The 20,794-nt window shown below is 74.4% G+C and carries 16 protein-coding genes; 10 read left to right on the top strand and 6 right to left on the bottom strand.

Features of this window, described 5'->3' with window-relative positions; all coding sequences use genetic code 11:
- Nucleotides 1–54 precede the first annotated feature (54 nt).
- From AC3RJ8_RS03225 to AC3RJ8_RS03205, 5 genes are all read right to left on the bottom strand, one after another.
- Nucleotides 55–3,114, bottom strand: coding sequence for a sacsin N-terminal ATP-binding-like domain-containing protein (locus tag AC3RJ8_RS03225; protein ID WP_489714510.1), 3,060 nt, complete (start codon nt 3,112–3,114; stop codon nt 55–57).
- The gene (locus AC3RJ8_RS03220; RefSeq protein WP_489714509.1) at nt 3,111–3,977 is read right to left on the bottom strand and encodes a DUF3027 domain-containing protein; all 867 of its coding nucleotides are present in this window, start codon (nt 3,975–3,977) and stop codon (nt 3,111–3,113) included. The genes AC3RJ8_RS03225 and AC3RJ8_RS03220 overlap by 4 nt, the downstream gene beginning before the upstream one ends.
- Nucleotides 3,978–3,990: 13 nt before the next feature.
- On the bottom strand, nt 3,991–4,374 hold the full coding sequence (locus AC3RJ8_RS03215) for a cold-shock protein (RefSeq protein ID WP_489714508.1): 384 nt from the start codon (nt 4,372–4,374) through the stop codon (nt 3,991–3,993).
- Between the two features lie 124 nt (nt 4,375–4,498).
- Complete coding sequence (locus AC3RJ8_RS03210) at nt 4,499–6,001, bottom strand: sugar transferase (protein WP_489714507.1); 1,503 nt, start codon at nt 5,999–6,001, stop codon at nt 4,499–4,501.
- A 138-nt stretch (nt 6,002–6,139) separates the two neighbouring features.
- On the bottom strand, nt 6,140–6,877 hold the full coding sequence (locus AC3RJ8_RS03205; protein WP_489714506.1) for a TetR/AcrR family transcriptional regulator: 738 nt from the start codon (nt 6,875–6,877) through the stop codon (nt 6,140–6,142).
- 115 nt (nt 6,878–6,992) lie between these two features.
- Here AC3RJ8_RS03205 and AC3RJ8_RS03200 point away from each other — a divergent pair, with 115 nt between their 5' ends.
- From AC3RJ8_RS03200 to AC3RJ8_RS03175, 6 genes are all read left to right on the top strand, one after another.
- Nucleotides 6,993–7,910 (top strand): NAD-dependent epimerase/dehydratase family protein, encoded by a 918-nt coding sequence (locus tag AC3RJ8_RS03200; protein ID WP_489714505.1) that lies wholly within the window; start codon nt 6,993–6,995, stop codon nt 7,908–7,910.
- A 65-nt stretch (nt 7,911–7,975) separates the two neighbouring features.
- Nucleotides 7,976–10,306, top strand: coding sequence for a helicase-associated domain-containing protein (locus AC3RJ8_RS03195; RefSeq protein ID WP_489714504.1), 2,331 nt, complete (start codon nt 7,976–7,978; stop codon nt 10,304–10,306).
- 63 nt (nt 10,307–10,369) lie between these two features.
- Nucleotides 10,370–12,049, top strand: coding sequence for a DNA repair helicase XPB (locus tag AC3RJ8_RS03190; RefSeq protein WP_489714503.1), 1,680 nt, complete (start codon nt 10,370–10,372; stop codon nt 12,047–12,049).
- A gap of 317 nt (nt 12,050–12,366) precedes the next feature.
- A complete protein-coding gene (locus AC3RJ8_RS03185; RefSeq protein ID WP_489714502.1) occupies nt 12,367–13,173 on the top strand; it encodes a bestrophin-like domain in 807 nt (268 codons plus the stop codon).
- Between the two features lie 19 nt (nt 13,174–13,192).
- Nucleotides 13,193–14,605, top strand: a complete 1,413-nt coding sequence (gene gad, locus AC3RJ8_RS03180; protein ID WP_489714501.1) for a glutamate decarboxylase — start codon at nt 13,193–13,195, stop codon at nt 14,603–14,605.
- Nucleotides 14,606–14,686: 81 nt separating this feature from the next.
- Nucleotides 14,687–15,682, top strand: a complete 996-nt coding sequence (locus AC3RJ8_RS03175) for a TIGR03557 family F420-dependent LLM class oxidoreductase (RefSeq protein ID WP_489714500.1) — start codon at nt 14,687–14,689, stop codon at nt 15,680–15,682.
- A gap of 37 nt (nt 15,683–15,719) precedes the next feature.
- Here AC3RJ8_RS03175 and AC3RJ8_RS03170 read toward each other — a convergent pair whose 3' ends face one another.
- Entirely contained in the window at nt 15,720–16,058 is a 339-nt protein-coding gene (locus AC3RJ8_RS03170; protein WP_489714499.1) for a winged helix-turn-helix transcriptional regulator, read from the bottom strand.
- Between AC3RJ8_RS03170 and AC3RJ8_RS03165 the strand changes: the two genes are divergently transcribed.
- The 4 genes from AC3RJ8_RS03165 (at nt 16,057) to AC3RJ8_RS03150 (ending at nt 20,697) form a co-directional block, all read left to right on the top strand.
- Nucleotides 16,057–17,061 carry an NAD(P)-dependent oxidoreductase gene (locus AC3RJ8_RS03165; RefSeq protein WP_489714498.1) on the top strand — a complete coding sequence of 335 codons (1,005 nt, stop codon included), beginning with the start codon at nt 16,057–16,059 and terminating at the stop codon, nt 17,059–17,061. The two genes, AC3RJ8_RS03170 and AC3RJ8_RS03165, sit on opposite strands and share 2 nt — an antisense overlap.
- A 31-nt stretch (nt 17,062–17,092) precedes the next feature.
- The gene (locus AC3RJ8_RS03160; RefSeq protein ID WP_489714497.1) at nt 17,093–17,656 is read left to right on the top strand and encodes an AI-2E family transporter; all 564 of its coding nucleotides are present in this window, start codon (nt 17,093–17,095) and stop codon (nt 17,654–17,656) included.
- Between the two features lie 70 nt (nt 17,657–17,726).
- A complete protein-coding gene (locus AC3RJ8_RS03155) occupies nt 17,727–19,862 on the top strand; it encodes a TPM domain-containing protein (RefSeq protein ID WP_489714496.1) in 2,136 nt (711 codons plus the stop codon).
- 97 nt (nt 19,863–19,959) lie between these two features.
- Nucleotides 19,960–20,697 (top strand): PspA/IM30 family protein, encoded by a 738-nt coding sequence (locus AC3RJ8_RS03150; RefSeq protein WP_489714495.1) that lies wholly within the window; start codon nt 19,960–19,962, stop codon nt 20,695–20,697.
- The last annotated feature ends 97 nt before the right edge of the window (nt 20,698–20,794 follow it).

The following is a 20,794-nucleotide window of genomic DNA, read 5'->3' as shown; positions in this document are numbered from 1 at the left end:
CGACTCTCCTCCGGCTCGACGGGTGGCGCCGCACGAAGGCCGCGACCCGTCGCTCTATCCCCAGGCGGTGGTCGCCCAGAGCGCGACGGCGCGGTCCGGGTCCGCGAGCACGGCGCTCACCAGCACGGTCCGGTCCGGGCGGCCGAGCACGTCGGCGATGCCCGCGGCGAGTCCCGCCACCGAGGTCGCGTGCACCCGCCCGTTCGCCTCGACCCACCACGGCACGGGACGACCGGCCACCGACAGGCGCTCGTGCTCGTACCAGGACGTCGGCATGCGGTGGTCCAGCGCCGCCAGGCGCGGGTCCAGCTCCCGCTCGACACCGGGCATGTCGGGGGCCGGCAGACCACCCTCGCCGGCCAGCGGCAGGTCGAGCAGGTCGGCCAGCGCCTCGGCGTCGGCCGCCAGCGCCGGCAGCACCGCGCCGAGGGCGGCCCAGCGGGCGGTCCCGGCCACCTCGACGTCGTCCGCCCGGTGCACGACGACGTCGCTCGCATCGAGCGCGGGCAGACGGTCCGGCAGGGGGTCGAGGGCCGAGGAGCGGTCCGCGGGGTCGAGCCGGGCGGAGAGCCGCGCCAGCCCGCGCCACACGACCAGGGCGTCGCGCAGGGGCAGGCTCGACCCGGCGGCAGGCAGCCGGTCGAGGGCGGCCGGCCAGTCCTCGGCGTCGAGGTCCGTGAGGGCCTCCACACCCCCCAGAGCGCGGCGCGTCGCGATGTCGAGCCCGGCCAGGGCCCGCGGCGCGGTGGGCAGGAGGGGCACGCCGTCGTGCAGGGCGAAGGGCGCGCCGAACCGTCGGCGCAACCACCACGCGGTGTACGACGGCGCCGCGGCGCGACCGTTGCGCACGGGTGCGAGCAGGGCGTGCCGGGCGTCCGGGTCGGACGCGAGCCGGGAGAGCACGCTCGGCCAGGCGTCGTCGCCGACGGCGTCCAGGTCGGCCACGGCCACCAGGTCACCGAGACCGACGCCCCCGCCGAACCGTGCCGTGAGCACGTCCAGGTAGTCCGACCACCCGGCGAGCCACCCGGACGGGTCGTCCGGCCCCTGGTCCGCACCGTGGCCGCCGCCCTCGCCCAGGTCAGGGTCGTCCTCGTCGGGCGTGACGACGTCCGCCACCGTGTACACGGCGGGCTCGGTCCGCGCACCGGCGGCGGCGAGGACGGGCGCGCTGTACCGGGCGACGAACTCGGGGGCGACGGGCGCCAGCCCCGTGAACAGCTCGGCCGCCCACGTGCCGGGCAGCACGGCCTCGCGCAGGGCGACGGTCTCACCGTCCGCCGTCGGGACGGGCAGCTCGCCGGTCCAGAACGGCACGTCGGTGCCTCCCGCCAGGCGCACGAGGGCGAGCGCGTGGCTGACCAGCTCCAGGGCGCCATCGTCGCCGCCGTCGTCGAGGACGGCTTCCGCGGCGGCCAGCGAGATGTCCCGCACCTCCGGGTCGTGCAGGAGCCGGCGAGGGTCCGTCGCCACGGCCCCGGCACGCAGCAGCAGCGGGTGCGTGGCGTCCGGGTGCACCACCCGCAGCCCCAGGGCGCGGGCGGTCGCGGCGAGGGACGCCTCGTCGCCGTCGTCCGCGGACTCGGGCAGCACCACCGCTCCCCGCACGCCCGCGACCCGACCGTCCGCCAGCGGGATGCGGACGCCGGCGAGCGCCTCGAGCACCCCGGGCTCGGCGGCGTGCGGCTCGAGGGCGGTCAGCAGCTCGTGCCAGCGGGAGGCAGGTAGCCCCGAGGGGAGGTCGTCGACGATGTCGGCGAGCGTGGCAACCGTGGCACCCAGCGACCGCACCACGGCCTGGTGGGCCGCGGCGACGGTGACGATCCCGGGAAGCACCGGCGCCAGCGCCGCGACGAGCGCCGGATCCTCACCGGGCGCGCCCGCGATCGCCAGGGCGTCCACCGGTGCGACGCCGCCGTCCAGCACGGGGGTGGTGCGCAGGGCGTCGGCCGCCGCCGAGCGGATCGCGGCGTCGAGATCCGACGCCGGCAGCCCGGTGGGCACGAGGCCGAGCACGCCGGCCGCGCCGCCGTTCTCCGCACCGTCCGCGCCGTCGGCACGCTCCTGCCCGCGAGCCACCTCGCCCAGCAGGGCCGCGTACTCCCGGCCGGCCGCCGCGGCGAGCCGTTCCGTCGCCGCGCAGGGCAGCACGTGGCGCCGCCCGGCGTCCACGGGGAACGTGGCCAGCAGGACGGCCGGCAGGTCGAGCGCGACGTCGGTCGGGGTGGGCGCGTGCAGGACGCGGCGCCGGGAACCGTCCGGGGTGCCGTCGTCGGGCACGAGCGCCCAGGTGAGCGACCAGTCGAGCCGCCGGTGCTCGCGCGGCAGGTCCGCGACGTCGGCGTCCTCGAACCGGCCCGTCGCCGTCCTCCGGGGGCGGGAGGTCTGGCCCGACAGGTGCCGCGTGTCCCCGTCCGTGCCCGCCACGGTGACGGTGACCCTGTCGAGAGCGGGGAACGCGAGCAGCAGCACGTCGTCCAGACCGTCGAGCTGTGCGCGCACCGAGGCGAGCGCCGCGTCGTCGCGCAGCTCGAGCTCGACCACCGTGTCGTGCTCGGCGTCGGCGGGCAGCGCCGGGGCCTCCACCGGCAGACGCAGCACCGGCAGGTCGTCGCCACGCCCCGCGACGTCCGCGGCGAGCCGCTCGACACCCGCGGGGTCCTCCGCGGTCAGCTTGGCCAGGAACTCGCGCGTCGCCACCGCCGAGAAGCGCACACCGCCCGAGCGCGATCGCACCGCCACGTCGTCGGACACCGAGCGCACCGCGGCGAACCCCACGCCGAAGCGACCCACCTGGCCGGGGCCGGACTTCGCGGAGGCGCGCAGCGAGGCGAGCGACGCCACGCCGTCGGCGTCCAGCGCGGCTCCCGTGTTCGCCACCACGAGGCGGCGCTCGGCGGGCTCGAGGCGGACGAGAGCGTGGCCCCGCACGCCGGCGCGCGCCGCGGCGTCGGCCGCGTTCTGCAGCAGCTCGACGACGACACGGTCGCGGTAGTGGCCGCGGGCGTGGTCCTCCTCCGAGTTCGCGTCCTCACGGAAGCGGGTGGCGGACCCGAGCCACGCCTCCGCGACCGCGTGCCGCAGCGCGGCGGTCCCGAAGACGTCTTCCGTCACGCGATCCCGTTGCCTTCCGTCACGTCGCCGGACTCCTGCTCCGCCGAGGGCTCGGTCTGCGCAGGACCGGTCCCCGGGACCGCGACCCGCTCGATCGACGACTCGTCGATCAGCGGGGCGGGAGCCGGCCAGTCGGTCCGACGGCGGCTCACGTCCGTCTCCGAGTGGGCACCGCAGCCGTGGTCGAGCGAGACCACCTTGCCGTCGTCGGGCGACCACTCGTTCGCGCACACCCCGAAAAGCTGGCCCAGCGGGCCCTGGAGCGGGACGAGGAACCCGCAGGTCGTGCACTCGGCCGGCGAGGCGACGGCACCGGGCGCCGTCGGGCCGCGCGAGCCGCGGTACCAGCGCTCGGCCGCCTCGTCGCGGCCCTGCGGGGACAGCACCCGCTGACGGGCCAGCGCGAGCTCGTCGATCGCGACGCCGTCCAGCTCCTCGTCGCCGGTCGGCGTCCAGCCGGGCTCCAGGCGCGGATCGTCGGCACGGAACGGCAGGGTGTCGCCCGGGCGGACGTCACCGGGTCGCAGCCGCTCCGACCACGGCACCCACTCCGGGGCGAGGATCGCGTCGTCGCCGGGCAGCAGCTCGACCTCGCACACGGTCGCGGACCGGCCGCGCGGCACGCGGGCCAGCGTGACCGTCCAGTGCCAGCCCTGGTAGCCCTTCATGCCGGCCGCGAACCGGTGCGACATGAGCCGCTCACCCTCGGCGACCGTGCCCAGGTGCTCACCGACGTCGTCCGGCGATGAGGCGACGTCCAGCGCCGCGGCGCGCGCGAGCTCGACGGCGCCCAGCAGGACGGCGTCGTTCCGGGCGCGCGAGCTCACGCGGCGTGCCCTCGCGGGCGCGTCGGCGGTTGCCATGATCGTCTCGCTCTCAGGAATCGAGGTTGTCGGCGACGGCACGGAGCATGGTGGCGACGCGCTTGCCGGCCTCGCCCTCGGGATACTTGCCGCGCTTGAGCTGGTCGCCCGTGCGGTCGAGCACCCGGATGAGGTCCTCCACGATGCCCGCGAGCTCCGACGGCGGCCGACGCTTGGCCTTCACCACCGACGGCTGCGGGTCGAGCAGGGTCACCGACAGCGCGGACGGTCCACGACGCCCGTCCGCCACACCGAAGTCGACCCGCGTGCCCGGCTTCGGGCTCGGGACGTCCTCGGGCAGCGCCGAAGCGTGCAGGAAGACCTCACCGCCGTCGTCGTTGGCGATGAAACCGAACCCGCGCTCCGCGTCGTACCACTTGACCTTGCCGGTAGGCACCTGGACCTCTTCGTGCTCGTCGTTCTTCTCAGCCGCCTGGCCGGGTGCGGCCGAGGCAGTGTCCCAGGGTACCGGGAAGTTCGGCGCCGCTCCGTCGCAGCACCTCTGCGTCTCCAGCGGATGCTCAGTAGGCGCCCCGCGCGCCGAGCACGACCTTGGCCGTGCGGGCCAGGATCAGCAGGTCGCCGAACGGCGTCCAGTTCTCCGCGTAGTACACGTCGAGGCGCACGGTCTCCTCCCAGGGCAGGTCGGACCGCCCGCCGACCTGCCACAGCCCGGTGATCCCGGGCTTGACGAGCAGGCGGCGGCGCATCCGCGCCTCGTACCGGCTGACCTCCTGCGGGAGCGGCGGGCGCGGGCCCACCAGGGACATCTGTCCCGCCAGGACGTTGAAGAGCTGCGGCAGCTCGTCCAGGGAGTAGCGGCGCAGCGTGCGGCCGGCGGTGGTCACACGCGGGTCGTCGCGGCGCTTGAACAGCACTCCGGCACCGTCGTGGTCGCCCTCGAGCACCGCGTCCTCCCTGTCGGCGCCGACCCGCATCGTGCGGAACTTCAGCATCCGGAAGGCGCGCCCGCCGCGGCCCACCCGCTGCTGGCTGTAGAGGACGGGCCCACGGCTGGTCGTCACCACGACGAGGGCCACCCCGACCAGGACCGGCAGCACGAGCAAGGTGATCAGCGCGGCGCCGGTCCAGTCCATGATCGTCTTGGCCACGTACTTGGGGCCGGCGAACCGCGGGGCGTCGACGTGCAGCAGGGAGACCGACTGCTCGGGAGTGACGGTGATGCGCGGGCCCGCCACGTCGGCCAGCTCGGCCATCAGCATGAGGTCCACGCCCACGGGCTCCAGCTCCCAGCCAAGGCGGCGCACCGCGTCGGCGGTCATGTGGTCGGAGCCCGCCACGGCCACGCAGTCCGCGCCGACCTGCGCCGCGATCGTCGCGGCCCCGTCGAGGTCGCCCAGCACCGGCACGCCGAGCACCTCCTCACCGGGTCGCACCTCGGCGGGCGGGCAGCACATGCCCACCACCTTGTAGCCCGACGCGCGCTCGTTGAGCTCACGCACGAGCCGCTCGGCCTGGTCGCGCAGCCCCACGGCGAGCACCGACGTCGTCGACTCGCCCCGGGCCCGGCGGCGCCGGAGCCAGCCGCGCCACTGCCAGCGGCCCAGGAGCAGCAGGACGAGACCTACCGGGAAGGTCACGAGGAGGTAGGAGCGCAGGCCCGGCCAGGACAGCAGGAACGCCCCCAGCGCGAGCACCGCGAAGAGACGCAGGGTGGCGTCGAAGACCCGCTCGAACTCCCGGGGACCCGACCCGAAGACGCGGACGTCGTAGCCCCGGCTCATGGCGATCGACACCGGCCACACCACGGACACCACGGCGATGAACACGACCTGGTCCGCCCGGAGCCCGGCCGCGGGCGGCCACGCGCCGCCCAGGTTGTTCACGACGACGGCGAGCAGTGCCGCCAGGGCGACCAGCACGCCGTCGGAGGCCATGAGGCGGCGGCGGTACGCGGACTGCCAGCTCGCCGCCCGGAAGATGGCGCGCACCTCCCGCAACCGGACAGCGCGCACACCGGCGAGCGCACTGCGGGTGCGCTGCTGGACGTCGGTGATGGACACGGTAGCGGCTCCTCGGGATGACCTGTTCTGTCATGACTGTAGGAGCGCCGAAGCGGTTCGATGTGCTTTTTCGGGGGCCTTTCACCCCCTCTTTCACCCCGTGCCTGAAGGCGGTGTTTTCCCCGGTCAAGCGCCATTTCACCCGGGTGAGAAGCCCTCCTGGAGGCCGATTCCCAGGTCAGCGGCCAAGCGCAGCGAGACGACGTCGAACCATGCGTGCGGATCGACCACGGAGCCGACCAGATGACCGAAGAGCTCGAACGACACGGTGCCGAGCACCGTGGTCCACGCCATGAGGGTGCGCACGACCAGCTCGGGCGGGGCGTCGTCGATCAGGCCCCGCGCCGCGACGACCTCCCGCGCCGGGGCCACGAGGGACGTCAGGCCGCTCTCGGCCGTCGGCCCGAGCGGCGGCACGACGCCGGCGTGGTACGCGTCGGCGACGACCCGGACGAGGACCAGGACCGTGCGGATCGCCGGGTCCACGGTGTCCCGGGGCGCCGCGTAGCCGGGGACCGGGGTGCCGTAGAGCAGGGCGAACTCGCCCGGGTGCGCGACGGACCACGTCCGGGCGGCCCGGCAGGCGGCGAGCCAGCGGGTGGCGAGGTCCTCCCGGTCGGGCACCTGCCGCTCGGCGTCCTCGACGGCGGCACCCAGCTCGTCGTAGCACTCGACGATCAGCAGCGTCAGCAGGGCGTCCCGGTTCTCGACGTACCGGTACACGGCAGAGGACACCATGCCGACGTCGCGGGCCACGGCGCGCAGCGACAGACCCGCCGGGCCGTCGGCCGCGAGCCGTGCGCGGGCCGCGGTGAGGATCTCGCGGGTGATCGTCTCGCGGGCGAGGGCTCGGGCGGTGCGGGGCGCGGTGGTCACGTCGGCATCGTCGCACGGAGTGGTGCTCCTTTTCGAGAGCGCCGCTCTTGCCTCCTGGTCCCGGAAGGTCCACACTGGGCAACGAGAGCACCGTTCACATCAAGGAGCACTGATCATGGATCGTCATCTCGTCGTCGGCGCCGGACCGGTCGGCCGGCACGTCGCCGCCCTGCTGGCCGCGCAGGGCGAGACCGTCGCCGTCGCCACGCGCTCGGGGCGCAGCACCGGCATCGACGGCGTGGAGCACCTGACGCTGGACGCCTCCGACCCCGACGCCCTCAGCCGCGCCACCGAGCACACGGCCGTGCTGTACAACTGCGCCAACCCGACCGACTACACGCGGTGGGACGAGGTCTGGCCACCGCTCGCCGCCGCGTTCCTCACCGCCGCCGAGCGCACCGGCGCCGTCTACGCCATCACCGGCAACCTCTACCCCTACGGACCCGTCGACGTCCCGATGACCGAGGACCTCCCCGACGTCGCCGCCGACCACAAGGGCCGCCTGCGCGCCCGGCTGTGGGCCGACGCACGGGCCGCCCACGACGCCGGCCGCCTGCGCGCCGTCGAGGTCCGCGGCTCCGACTACATGGGTCCCGGCGTCGGGCAGAACGGGCACGTCTCCCGCGTCCTGCCGGCCGCCCTGCGCGGACGTCGGGCCTGGATGCTGGGACGCACCGACCAACCGCACACGTTCACCGACGTGCGCGACGTCGCCCGGACCCTGGTCGCCGCCGCGGCAGACCCCGGCGCCCACGGCCGCACGTGGCACGTCCCCAGCAACCCGCCGGTCACCCAGGTCCAGGCGTTGACCGACACCCTCGCGGCGGCCGGACGACCTGCGGTGCCGGTGTCGTCGCTGCGCGGCCCGGCGCTGGCCGCCGCCGCCGCGTTCTCCCCGCTGCTGCGCGAGCTGCGACAGCTCGGCTACCAGTGGGAGGCGCCGTACGTGCTGAACTCCTCGTCGGCGCAGGACCGCTTCGGGATCGACCCCACGCCGTGGCAGGAGGTCTGCCGCGCCACCGCCGAGCCCTGACCCCTGCGGTCCGTACAGCCGGGACCAGGGCCCCGCGCCCAGGCAGCGGGCGTAGCATCGTGCAGATGGTCGGCAGCTACACCGAATGGGTGCGCCACCGCACCGACGACGAGCTCCTCGCGCTGCTCTCTGCCCGCCCCGACCTCAGCACGCCCGCCCCGTCGACGCTCCGGTCCCTCGCGGCCCGCGCCGCCAGCCGGACCAGCCTCGACCGCGCGCTGAGCCACCTCGACGCCGGCACGCTGCAGGTCCTCGAGTCGTTGCTCGCGCTGTCCGACGGCGACGGCCCGGTGGGGGCCGAGCAGGTCGCGGCCGCGCTCGGGGCACCCGGGGCGAGCACCGGCGTCAGGCACCTGCTCGACGCGGCCCGCACCGCCGCGCTGGTGTGGGACGACGAGGACGGGGTGCACCCGGCCCCGGGCCTGGACGAGGTGCTCGGCCCCTACCCGGCGGGCCTCGGCCCCGTGCGCGACGCCCCGCCCACGGCGCCCCCGGCGCTCGACGACCTGCCGCCCGGTGCCCGCCCGATCCTCGACGCCCTCGCATGGGGACCGCCGGTCGGCGTCGTGCCACCCCCCGGGACGGCGCCCCGCGAGGCCGTCGACGCGCTCGTCACCTCCGGCCTCCTGCTGCGCTCCGACGGCCGGCACGTTCTCCTGCCCCGCGACGTCGGCCTGGCGCTGCGCGGCGGCCGCACCCACCGGGAACCCGACCTGGCGCCACCTCGGCCCGCGGGCCGGGAGGTACCTGCCGCCGGCGCCGACGCGGAGACGGCCACCGCGGCCCTGGAGACGGTGCGGCAGGTGGCCCGGCTGATCACCTCCTGGGACGACACCCCGCCGGCGACCCTGCGCGCCGGCGGCCTCGGCGTCCGCGACCTGCGCCGCACCGCGCTGCTGCTCGACACGGACGAGCCGACCGCCGCGTTCGTCGTCGAGCTCGCCGCGAGCGCCGGCCTCGTGGCCGACGACGGCGACGCCCCGGCGTCGTACGTGCCGACCACCCGGGCGGACACGTGGGAGGAGCACGACGACGCCGAGCGGTGGGCGTGGCTGGCGACCGCGTGGCTGACGTCGCGGCGCACCCCGTGGCAGGTCGGGTCGCGCGACGAGAAGGGCGTCCTGCGCGCACCGCTGTCCCCGGACCTGCACCGCCCGTGGGTGCCGCGGCTGCGCGCCCAGGTCCTCGACACGCTGGCGGCGCAGCCCGGCACGGCGCTGGCGCCCGACGACGTGCTGGCGGTGCTGCGGTGGCACTCGCCGCGGGCGGTGCCCCCGGAGGCGGCGCTGACGGGGCTGCTGCGCGAGGCGGCGCTCCTGGGGGTGACGGGTGCCGGTGCGCTGTCGTCGCCGGGCGCCGCTCTCCGGTCGGTGGGCGACGGCCCGTCGGAGGTCACGCCGGGCGGGCCGGACACCGCGGACGTCGCCCGCGCGCTGCGCGACGTGCTGCCCACGGAGGTCGACGAGGTGCTCCTGCAGGGTGACCTCACCGGGATCGTCCCGGGGCGCCCGTCGCCGGGGCTCGCGCGGCTCCTGGACCAGGCCGCCGACGTCGAGTCGCGCGGCGCGGCGACCACCGTGCGGTTCTCCACGGCCTCGGTCACGCGGGCGCTGGACCACGGCCGCAGCGGTCCGGAGCTCCTCGCCGAGCTCGCCGGTCGCTCCCCCGTGCCCGTGCCCCAGCCGCTGGAGTACCTGGTCAAGGACACCGCGCGCCGGCACGAGGCCGTGCGGGTCGGGTCGGCGACCTCCTACGTGCGCGCCGCCGACCCGACGGCGCTGGCCGGCCTCGCCGACGACCCCCGGCTCGCTGGACTGGGCCTCGTCCGCCTCGCGCCCACGGTGCTGGCCGCCGCGGTCCCGGCCGTCGAGCTGCACGAGGCGCTGCGGGACCGTGGGCTGCTCTCCGGTCTGGAGGGGCCCGACGGCCGCCCTCTCGGGCCGGTCCGCCGCACGGTCAGGCTGGACCGCACGGCCCGGTCGCGCCGACCCGCGGCCCCCGTCCGGGACACGTCGGCCGAGGCCCGGGCGGCGCTCGTGGCACGGCTGCGCGGCACGGCGCCGTCCGCGAGCGCCTCGCCCGACAGCGGCCCGTCCGCCCCGGTGAGCACGTCCGCCCCGGCGAGCTCGTCCGGCCGCGGGGAACCGCCGAGGGTGAGCGACGCCGTCGGGCACGGCACGTCGGAACCCGGGGACGCGTTGGCCGTCCTGCACGACGCCTTGCGCGAGGGCCGCACCGTGCGCATCGAGATGGTGGGCGGCTCCGGCACGCTCGTGCGACGTGAGCTCAAGCCGATGCGGCTCGACGGCGGTCGCCTGCGGGCTCTCGACCCGCAGCGCGAGGCGGAGCTGACGGTCGCGGTGCACCGCATCGCATCGGTGGAACCCGTCGACTGACGCGCGGAACACCACGGCGGCGCACGGCGTTGCCATCCTGGACACCCCACCGGAAGGACCCGCATGCCCGACGGCCCCCTCATCGTCCAGAGCGACAAGTCGATCCTCCTGGAGGTCGAGCACCCGCAGTCCGGCGACGCCCGCCGCGCCATCGCGCCGTTCGCCGAGCTGGAGCGCGCCCCCGAGCACGTGCACACGTACCGGCTGACCAACCTCGGCCTGTGGAACGCCCGCGCCGCGGGCCACGACGCGGAGCAGGTCGTCGACACCCTCATGGCGTACTCGCGCTACCCGGTGCCGCACGCGCTGCTCATCGACGTCGCCGAGACGATGGGGCGCTACGGGCGCCTCACCCTCGCCTCGCACCCCGTGCACGGGCTCGTGCTGGAGTCCACGGACGCCGCCGTGCTCGCCGAGGTGCTCAAGTCCAAGCGCACCGCCGGACTGGTGGGCGAGCGGATCGACACCACGACCGTGGCGGTGCACCCCTCCGAGCGCGGGAACCTCAAGCAGGCCCTGGTCAAGCTGGGCTGGCCGGCCGAGGACCTGGCCGGGTACGTCGACGGCGAGAAGCACGCCATCGCGCTGTCGCCCACGACGAAGCCCGTCTACCCGGGCGAGGACGCCGCCGAGTGGGAGCCCCGGCCGTACCAGGCGCAGGCCGTGGACGGCTTCTGGCACGGTGGCTCCGGCGTCGTCGTGCTGCCCTGCGGGGCCGGCAAGACGATCGTCGGTGCGGGAGCGATGGCGAGGTCCGGGACCACCACGCTCATCCTCGTCACCAACACCGTCAGCGCCCGGCAGTGGCGGGACGAGCTGATCCGGCGCACGTCGCTCACCGAGGACGAGATCGGCGAGTACTCGGGCTCCCGCAAGGAGATCCGCCCGGTCACCATCGCGACGTACCAGGTGCTGACCACCAAGCGGAAGGGCGTCTACACGCACCTGGAGCTGCTCGACGCCCGCGACTGGGGCCTGGTCGTGTACGACGAGGTGCACCTGCTGCCCGCGCCGATCTTCCGCATGACGGCGGACCTCCAGGCCCGTCGTCGGCTCGGCCTCACGGCGACGCTGGTGCGCGAGGACGGCCGCGAGGACGAGGTGTTCTCCCTCATCGGGCCCAAGCGCTACGACGCCCCGTGGAAGGACATCGAGGCGCAGGGCTACATCGCCCCGGCGGACTGCGTCGAGGTGCGCCTGACCCTGCCCGAGCACGAGCGGATGCTCTACGCGACGGCCGAGCCGGAGGACAAGTACCGGCTCGCCGCGTGCGCACCGGGCAAGAACCGGGTGGTCGAGCGACTGGTCGCCCAGCACCCCGACGACCAGGTGCTGGTCATCGGGCAGTACATCGACCAGCTCGAGGAGCTCGCCGAGCACCTCGACGCACCGCTGATCACCGGCGCGACCACCGTCCGCGAGCGCCAGAAGCTGTTCGGCGCGTTCCGGTCGGGCGAGGTCTCCCGGCTGGTGGTGTCCAAGGTGGCGAACTTCTCCATCGACCTGCCGGAGGCGTCCGTGGCGATCCAGGTCTCGGGGTCGTTCGGGTCCCGGCAGGAGGAGGCGCAGCGGCTGGGGCGTGTGATGCGGCCCAAGCAGGACGGTCGCACGGCGCACTTCTACGCCGTCGTCGCCCGGGACACCGTGGACCAGGACTTCGCGGCCCACCGCCAGCGGTTCCTGGCGGAGCAGGGGTACGCCTACCGCATCGTCGACTCCGAGGAGCTGGACGGAGCGAAGTGACGGGTGGGGGCCGAGGAACGAGGCACCCGCCCGGCACGGCACGACGTCCAGGTCCGACCATCAGGACCGAGGAGCTGGACATCGTGCAGGAGAGGGTGAAGACCATCGCCCCTCGTGCCGCAACCCGTGCGGGCGCGTAGCGTGACCCGTGGCGATGACGCCCGCGAGCCGGGCGCCGCGTCGGCGAGCGGCACGTCCCGGGTCGCCGCTGGACGGAGGCCTTCGATGTCGATCCAGGAGCGTGGCCCCGGGGGCGCCGGCCGCCTCGAGGTCGGCGCCGTCGTGCCGTGCCCGGCATCCTCGGACGGTGGCGGGCGGTGACGATCTCGACGACCGCAGCGATCTTGCTGACGACGGCGGTCGTCGCGTTCGGTCTGAGCCTCCTGACCCGGCGCCTGGTGCGCGGCATCAGCTTCGACACCGGCCCGTGGACCGCGACGCTCTCCTACGTGGCGACGGCCTACGGCATCGTCCTCGGCTTCTCGATCGTCTTCCTCTTCGGAGAGTTCTCCGCCGCGCGCAACGCGATCGGGGACGAGGCGACGTCGATCGGCACCGCCTTCGACCAGGCTCAGCTGTTCCCGGACAGCCAGGCCGCCATCCAGCACTCCTTGATCTGCTACGCGCGGGCCGTCCCCGAGCACGACTGGCCCGCGCTGCAGGACGGTGGGTCGTCGCCCGTGGTGGACGCCGCCTACAGCGACCTGTTCGTGACCCTGGGCGAGTCGACGGAACCCACCGGCGGGACGTTCCAGCCCGCGACCGCGACGAACATGCTGGCACAGCTGGGCAACATCTCCACCGCCCGTGAGACCCGGCTCGTCGCCGCCGAGATCCAGACGCCTCCGTTGCTGTGGGTGCTGCTGATCTTCGGCGGAGTCCTCATCCTCGTGCTGCTGTTCGTCGTGACCCTCCCCGCCCGCTCGGTTCCTCAGGCGGTCCTGGTCGCGGTGTCGGCGGTGTTCACGCTGGTGATGCTGCTGATCGTGATCGCGCTGAGCACGCCGTTCAGCCCCGGCGCCGGACGGTTGTCCCCCCTCTTGATCGAGCAGACGACGGACTTCATGGAGACCGCGGCCCCCGACCTGGCGGCGCTGCCCTGCGCCACCGAGACCGACGACTGACCGAACGAAGGAGACCCCGATGAGCGACGACCCGAACGGTCCGATCCACGGCACCGCGGCTTTCCGCGAGCATCTCGACCCGTTCGAGTTCCCGGCGTCGGGGATGGCGGCGGGGACGGCCTACGAGCTGCTGCACACCGGCCTGATGCTCGACGGTCGCGAGACGCTGAACCTGGCCTCGTTCGTGACGACGTGGATGGAACCCGAGGCGGAGCGCCTCATCATGGGTTCCCTGCGCAAGAACCACATCGACCACGAGGAGTACCCGGCGTCGTCGCTGATGGAGGAGGCCTGCGTCCACATGCTGGGCGACCTGTTCAACGCGCCGGACCCGGCCGAGGTCGTCGGCGTCGGCACCATCGGCTCCTCCGAGGCGATCATGCTGGGGCTGCTCGCGCACAAGCGCAGCTGGCGCGACCGTCGTCGTGCCGCGGGTCTGCCGACCGACCGGCCGAACGTCGTCTACGGGGCCGAGACCCACGTGGTGTGGGACAAGTTCGCCAACTACTTCGACGTCGAGATGCGCAAGATCCCGATGAAGCCGGACCGGTACGTCATCAGCGCCGACGAGGTGGCCGAGCAGGTCGACGAGAACACGATCGCCGTCGGGGTCGTCCTCGGTACCACCCACATCGGCGAGGCGGACCCGATCGAGGAGATCAACGACCGCCTGGTGCAGATCAAGGAGCAGCAGGGGTGGGACGTCCCGATCCACGTCGACGGCGCCAGCGGCGCGTTCGTCGCGCCGTTCGCCGAGCCCGACCTGAGGTTCGACTTCCGGCTCGAGCAAGTCGCGTCGATCAACGCCTCGGGGCACAAGTACGGGCTGGTCTACCCGGGCGTCGGCTGGCTGGTGTTCCGCGACCGGACCAAGCTTCCCCAGGACCTCGTGTTCAGCGTGAACTACCTCGGCGGCGCGCAGCCCACGTTCACGTTCAACTTCTCGCGAGGGTCGGCGATGATCCAGGCGCAGCTGTACAACTTCCTGCGGCTCGGGCGCTCCGGGTACCAGGAGATCGTGGCGACGATGCTCGCCAACGCACGACACCTCAACGACGAGCTGGCCGCAGGCCGCTGGTTCGAGATCCTCAACCCGGGTCTGAGCGAGCCGGTGGTGACGTTCCGGCTCCGCGACGACCCCGGGTTCGACGTCTACCACCTCTCGGCACGGCTGCGGGAGCACGGGTGGATCGTCCCGGCGTACAGCCTCCCGCCCGACGCCGAGGACGTGCACCTGCTGCGCATCGTGGTGCGGATCGACCTGAGCCGGCAGATGGTCGACATGCTGCTGCGTGACCTGGAGGACGCCTGCACCCACCTGGCGGAGGAGAAGCCCGGGGCGCGCAAGCGCCCGGCGCCCGACGTGTGGACGGCGCCCGCCCTCATGGCGGCGCACCAGAAGGAGCGCACCGGACAGCGGCGCCGTTCCTGACGTCCACGAGGCCGGACGGCGCCACCGCGAGCGGCCCGGCGTCCGGGTGCGGGCACAGCGCATCCGCCGCACGGTAGTCGGGTGACCAGATTCGGATACACCCTGATGACCGAGCAGTCCGGTCCGCGGAGCCTCGTCGACTACGCGGTCCGGGCTGAGGACGCCGGCTTCGAGTTCGAGGTGATGAGCGACCACTACTTCCCGTGGCTCGACTCCCAGGGCCACTCGCCGTACGCGTGGAGCGTGCTGGGAGCCGTCGCCCACGCGACGGAGCGCGTCGGGCTCATGTCGTACGTGACGTGCCCGACGCTGCGCTACCACCCCGCCGTCGTCGCCCAGAAGGCAGCCACCGTGGGCCTGCTGTCCGAGGGACGTTTCACCCTCGGGCTCGGTGCCGGCGAGAACCTCAACGAGCACGTCGTGGGGGCCGGCTGGCCGGCCGTCGACGAGCGCCACGAGATGCTCTCCGAGGCGGTCCAGATCATCGCGGCGCTGTTCGAGGGCAACCTGCTCAGCTTCCGCGGCGACCACTTCCAGGTGGACTCGGCTCGGCTGTGGGACGTGCCGGACGAGCCCGTGGAGATCGGTGTCGCGGTCTCCGGTCAGCAGTCGGTGGGCGGCTTCGCCACCTTGGCGGACCACCTGATCTCCACCGAACCGAAGCCCGGCCTGCTGCAGCAGTGGGACTCCGCACGCTCGGACGCCGACCTGCCGGCCTCCCGCAAGATCGGGCAGATGCCGATCTCCTGGGACCCGGACCCCGACGCGGCCGTGGAGCGGGCGCACGAGCAGTTCCGCTGGTTCGGCCTCGGCTGGCCGGTGAACGCCAACCTCCCGACCACGGAGGCGTTCGACAGCGCCAGCGCGTTCGTGCGCCCGGAGGACGTCGCCGAGTCGATCCCGTGCGGTCCGGACCTCGACGCGATCGTCGAAGCGGCGTCGGCCTTCTGGGAGGCCGGCTACACCGACCTGGCGCTGCACCAGATCGGCGACGCCAAGCAGGAGGAGTTCCTCGGCACGGCCGCCGGGCCGCTGCTCGAGAAGCTGCAGGCCGCCGCGCCCGACGACTCGATGTGAGGCGCGCCCGCAGAAGGTCCGGCCGTCACGGCCGCCGTCAGCGCACGCCTTCCCGACGGACCGAGCTGATCTCGGCCATCTGTGCCTCTCCCCAGTCTCCGAGCGGACGCAGCGCCCGGTCCAGCGCGACGCCGTCGTCGGTCAGGCTGTAGACGACCTTGGGCGGCACCTGGTCGTGCACCTCGCGCCGCACGACGCCGTCGCGCTCCAGCTCTCGGAGCTGCTGGATGAGGACCTTCTCGGAGACGCCGGGCAGCTCCCGGCGCAGCTCGCCGGTGCGCCGCGGGTGCTCGGACAGCGCCCACAGGATCAACGGCTTCCACTTCCCGCCGACGACGGCGACCGCCGCGTCGAGCCCGCACAGGAACTCGGCCATGCCACTCCGTCCTCCCTGGTCACGCACCTGGAGGTCAGTACGTACTTCAAAGTGGGTACTTCACCGCGGGAGCGGTTCCCCCGAGACTCACTGTATGACCACCGAACGGAACGCACCCACCACCGCCGTCGTCGGCCTCGGCCCCATGGGCAGCGCCCTCGCCCGAGCCCTGCTGGCCGCTGGACCGGCTCCCGTCGTGTGGAACCGCACGCGCTCGCGGGTGGAGGATCTCGCCGCCGAGGGCGCCGTGGCCGCACCGGACCTTGCCTCGGCCGCCTCGGCCGACCTGGTGATCACCTGCCTGCGCGACCACGGGACGACGCGCTCCGTGCTCGCTGCCGTGCCGCCCGCGGCGCTGCGGGGACGCACCGTCGTCGTGCTCGCCTCGGCGACGCCGGACGAGGCCCGTGCCACGCACTCCTGGGCCGCCGAGAGAGGGTTGTCGGTCCTGCTCGGCGCGATCATGGTTCCCGTCCCGCTGATCGGTTCGCCCGAGGCGCAGATCCTCTACGCCGGGGACCCGGACCTCCTCGAACGCCACCGTGCCGTGCTCGAACGGCTCGCCGGGCGCTCCGAGCACGTCGGCACCGACCCCGGGCTGGCGTCCCTGCTCGACACCGCGATGCTCGAGGTCTACTTCGCAGGGATGACGGCGTTCCTGCACGCCGCCGCGATGGTCACCGACGCCGGCCTCGACGCCACCGCCTTCGCCGCCCGTGCCCGGGACGTGCTGGCGCTGCTGCCCGAGACGGTCGACGCGCTGGCGGGCGACGTCGACGCCGGCCGCCACCCCGGTCACGAGGACACGATCGCCATGGAGCTGGGTGCGCTGGAGCACATGGTCTCCACCAGCCGGGCGAGCGGGACCGACCCCGCCCTGCCGGAGCTGATGCGCTCGCTGGCCCAGGAGGCGGTCGACGCCGGGCACGGCACCGACTCGTGGTCGCGTGTCGTCGACCTGCTGCGCCGGACCGGACGGGGAGGGGCTCGCCCCGCGGCGTGACCGCAGGCGGCGGCTGTGGGAGATCACGCAGGTGAAGGTCTCGGACTTCATCAGCTCACGCATCGTGCTCGCCGCGCTCTCGGCGGCGTTCACCGCGGTGTTCCTCGTGGTCCTCGGGACGCCCTACGCCCTGCCGTTGGCCCTGTTCACCGGCGTCGTCTCGCAGTTCATCCCGACGATCGGCACCTACATCGGCGGGGCGCTGCCCGTCGCCGTCGCGCTGACCTCTCAGGGGATGCCGCAGGCCGTCGCCGTGCTGGCGTTCGTCATCGCCTACCAGCAGCTCGAGAACCTGTACTTCTCCCCCAAGATCTCGGCGCGGGCGCCGGAGATGAACCCGGCGGTGAGCTTCGTCGTCGTGCTCGCGTTCGGTGCGGTGTTCGGGGCTCTCGGGGCGTTCCTCGCGCTGCCCGTCGCCGCGACGATCCAGGCCGTGGCGAACACCTACCTCACCCGGCACGAGCTCGTCGACTCCGAGCTCCTGCGCGACCCGGAGCGCGCGCCGCCCCGGGAGTCGCGACGGTCGCGGAACCTGCGTGCCGCACGGGAGGCTGCTCGCACGGTCGACGCGCGCCGGGCGGACGGCGTCGAGTAGGCGCGGTGCCGAGGCCTCGCGTCGAACGTCACCCACCCCGGGATTGCGCCGTGCGTCCGCGCGCGGAACGATGCAGTCCGTGATCCCGTCTTCCCAGGCCGCGCGGCGACGCGCGGCCACGCTCGCCCGTCGGACGCTGCTGCTGGCCGCCGCGCTGCCGGTGGCGTTCACCCTCGCCGTCGGCGTCTCGCACGCACAGCCTCCGTTGACCGACCTGGACGGTGACGTCACGGACACCGCCGACGTGCTGACCGAGGACGAGCTCGCCGAGGTGCAGGGCGCGCTCGACGAGCTCGCCGACGAGACGCCCTACCAGCTGTTCGTCGTGTACACGGACCGGTTCGACGGGGTGGACGGCCGCTCCTGGGCGGACGCGACGGCGACGAACGCCCAGCTCGGCCCCTCCGACCTGCTGCTGGCCGTCGCGACCGAGGACCGCCTCTACGGTCTGAGCTGGGACAACAACGTCGACCTGACCGACGAGCAGCTCGACACGGTCCGCGACGCCACCGTCGACGCCCTGCGCGACGACGACTGGGCCGGCGCCACGGTCGCCGCGGTCGACGCGACGCTCGCCGTCACGGGGGCGGGCGACACCGGCGGGGGCGACCCCGGCGGCACGTCCGGCGGGTTCTCGGTGCCCGGGCCGCTGCTGGTCGGCGGGGCCGCCGTCGTCGTCGGCGGGGGCGTCTTCCTGTGGGCCCGCTCCCGTCGCGACAAGGAGCTGACCCGCCGCGGTGCCGCCGCGGCGGCCGCCCGCACCGGCGCGGGCGGACCGGACCCGGACCCGCTCGCGAACCTCACGACCCAGGAGCTGGCCCAGCGGGCGGGCAGCGCCCTCGTGAGCGTCGACGACGCGATCCGGACGTCCGAGCAGGAGCTCGGCTTCGCCCAGGCGGAGTTCGGGCTCGAGGCGACCCGGGAGTTCACCACCGCCCTGGAGCAGGCCCGCGCGGACGTCGCCGAGGCGTTCCGCCTCCGCCAGGAGCTCGAGGACGGCGTACCGGCCGGCGAGTCGCTCGGTGACGCGCCGGCCTCGGACGCCGCGCGGCAGCGCGCCGTGCTCGCGGACGTCGTCCGGCGCTGCGAGGCGGCGGCCGCGGCCCTGGACGCGCAGACCGACTCCTTCGACGACCTGCGCCGGCTGCAGTCCCGCGCCCCGCAGGTCCTCGACGAGGCGGAGCAGCGCGCCGGTGAGATCGCGGCCCGCATCGAGGTGGCCCGCAGCACGCTCGCCGGGCTCACCGCCACCTATCCCGCCTCGGCGCTGACCAGCGTGCGCGACAACCCGGACCAGGCGGCGGCTCTCGTCGCGAACGCCCGCGCGGCGGTCACCGTGGGCCGCACCGCCGTGCAGAAGCGCAAGAAGGCGGTCGCGGTCGCCGACGCGCGCGCCGCGCAGAACGCCCTCGGCCAGGCGGTGGCGCTGCTCGACGCCGTGGCGAGCGCCGGCGACGACCTCGCCTCCGCCGGGACGAACCTCGACAAGGGCATCGCCTCGATCACGCAGGACATCGTCGACGCCGAGCGGCTGGCACCGCATGACCCCGCCGTGCAGCACGCAGCGTCCGAGGCACGGTCCGCCGCCGAGCAGGCACGCGGTGCCCGGGGCGGCGGTGACCCGCTGGCGGCCCTCGCCCGGCTGACCGAGGCCGAGGCAGCGCTCGACACGGCGCTGGCGCCGGCCCGCCAGCAGGCGGAGTCCGACGCCCGTGCCCGCGCCCTGCTCCGGGACGTCCTGGGCCGCGTCGAGTCGCAGGTCCGCGCGACGCAGAGCTACGTCACGACGCGGCGCGGCGCCGTCGGCCCCGACGCCCGTACCCGGCTGGCCGAGGCGGAGCGCCTCGCCGCCGAGGCGCGCAGCCGGCAGACGACGGACCCGCACGGGGCGCTGGTGGCCGCGCAGCAGGCCGAGCGCTTCGTGCAGCAGGCCGCGCAGATGGCCCAGACGGACACCTCCGGGTGGGACATGCGCCACGGCGGCCCCGGCGGCTTCGCCGGGTCGGGCGGGCGATCGACGAACGTGGGCGGCATGATCCTCGGAGGGATCGTCCTCGACTCGGTGCTGCGTGGCGGGTCCCGGCGCGGCCGGCGCGGTGGCGGGCTCGGAGGCTTCGGCGGCGGGTTCGGCGGCGGCTCGCGCGGCGGGTTCGGCGGGGGCTTCGGCGGCGGCGGTGGCCGGGGCGGCGCCGGGGGGCGCTTCTGATCGTCCGGCAGCGTCCGGCCCGGGAACTACCGGGCCCGCGCCGTCGTCCTCTTCACATCGGCAACACACCGGGTACAAGGCACCAGGAAGGCACGTCATGACGCAGAAGCAGAGCATCCTCGGGCGCATGAGCCAGCTCGCGAAGGCGAACCTCAACGCGCTGCTCGATCGCGCCGAGGACCCCCAGAAGATGCTGGACCAGCTCATCCGGGACTACACGAACAACATCGCCGAGGCCGAGCAGGCCATCGCCCAGACGATCGGCAACCTGCGCCTGGCCGAGCAGGACTACCAGGAGGACGTCCAGTCGGTCCGGGAGTGGGGCGGCAAGGCGTTGGCGGCCTCCCGCAAGGCCGACGAGCGGCGCGCCGCCGGTGACGCGGCCAACGCCGACCGGTTCGACGAGCTCGCCAAGGTCGCCCTGCGCAAGCAGCTCGACGCCGAGGGCGAGGTCCGGTCCGCACAGCCGATGATCGAGCAGCAGCAGGTCACCGTCGACAAGCTCAAGACCGGCCTGGCACAGATGAAGGACAAGCTGGTCGAGCTGAAGTCCAGGCGCGACCAGCTCGTCGCGCGGCAGAAGGCCGCAGAGGCGCAGCAGACCGTCCACGGCGCGATCAGCTCGATCAACATCCTGGACCCCACCAGCGAGCTCAGCCGGTACGAGGAGATCGTGCGCCGCGAGGAGGCCCAGGCCATGGGCCAGGCCGAGATCGCGGCGTCGTCCCTGGACTCGCAGTTCGCCGAGCTGGAGGGCTCCATGGAGGACGTCGAGCTGGAGGCCCGCCTCGCTGCGCTGAAGTCCGGCGAGACCCCGGGCCAGATCGGCTCCTGACGACTCGCCCGCCCCCTCAGCGCTGTGGGTGCACGACACGCCGTCGGACGCCATCCGGCGACGGCGCGTCGTGCACGCACAGCGCTGAGGGGCAGCC

The organism is Isoptericola sp. MSGPD8_1_ISO-PGPR-S23-394 (assembly GCF_058072785.1).
The sequence above is the reverse complement of the archived record's forward strand: the minus strand, read 5'-3'. Positions and strand labels throughout refer to the sequence as shown.

Bases quoted from the DNA above. Each gene is read 5' to 3' on its own strand.
- AC3RJ8_RS03220 (WP_489714509.1), bottom strand. From the start codon at position 3,977: ATGGCAACCGCCGACGCGCCCGCGAGGGCACGCCGCGTGAGCTCGCGC.
- AC3RJ8_RS03200 (WP_489714505.1), top strand. From the start codon at position 6,993: ATGGATCGTCATCTCGTCGTCGGCGCCGGACCGGTCGGCCGGCACGTC.
- AC3RJ8_RS03195 (WP_489714504.1), top strand. From the start codon at position 7,976: ATGGTCGGCAGCTACACCGAATGGGTGCGCCACCGCACCGACGACGAG.
- AC3RJ8_RS03190 (WP_489714503.1), top strand. From the start codon at position 10,370: ATGCCCGACGGCCCCCTCATCGTCCAGAGCGACAAGTCGATCCTCCTG.
- gad (WP_489714501.1), top strand. From the start codon at position 13,193: ATGAGCGACGACCCGAACGGTCCGATCCACGGCACCGCGGCTTTCCGC.
- AC3RJ8_RS03165 (WP_489714498.1), top strand. From the start codon at position 16,057: ATGCCACTCCGTCCTCCCTGGTCACGCACCTGGAGGTCAGTACGTACT.
- AC3RJ8_RS03170 (WP_489714499.1), bottom strand. From the start codon at position 16,058: ATGGCCGAGTTCCTGTGCGGGCTCGACGCGGCGGTCGCCGTCGTCGGC.
- AC3RJ8_RS03155 (WP_489714496.1), top strand. From the start codon at position 17,727: ATGCAGTCCGTGATCCCGTCTTCCCAGGCCGCGCGGCGACGCGCGGCC.
- AC3RJ8_RS03150 (WP_489714495.1), top strand. From the start codon at position 19,960: ATGACGCAGAAGCAGAGCATCCTCGGGCGCATGAGCCAGCTCGCGAAG.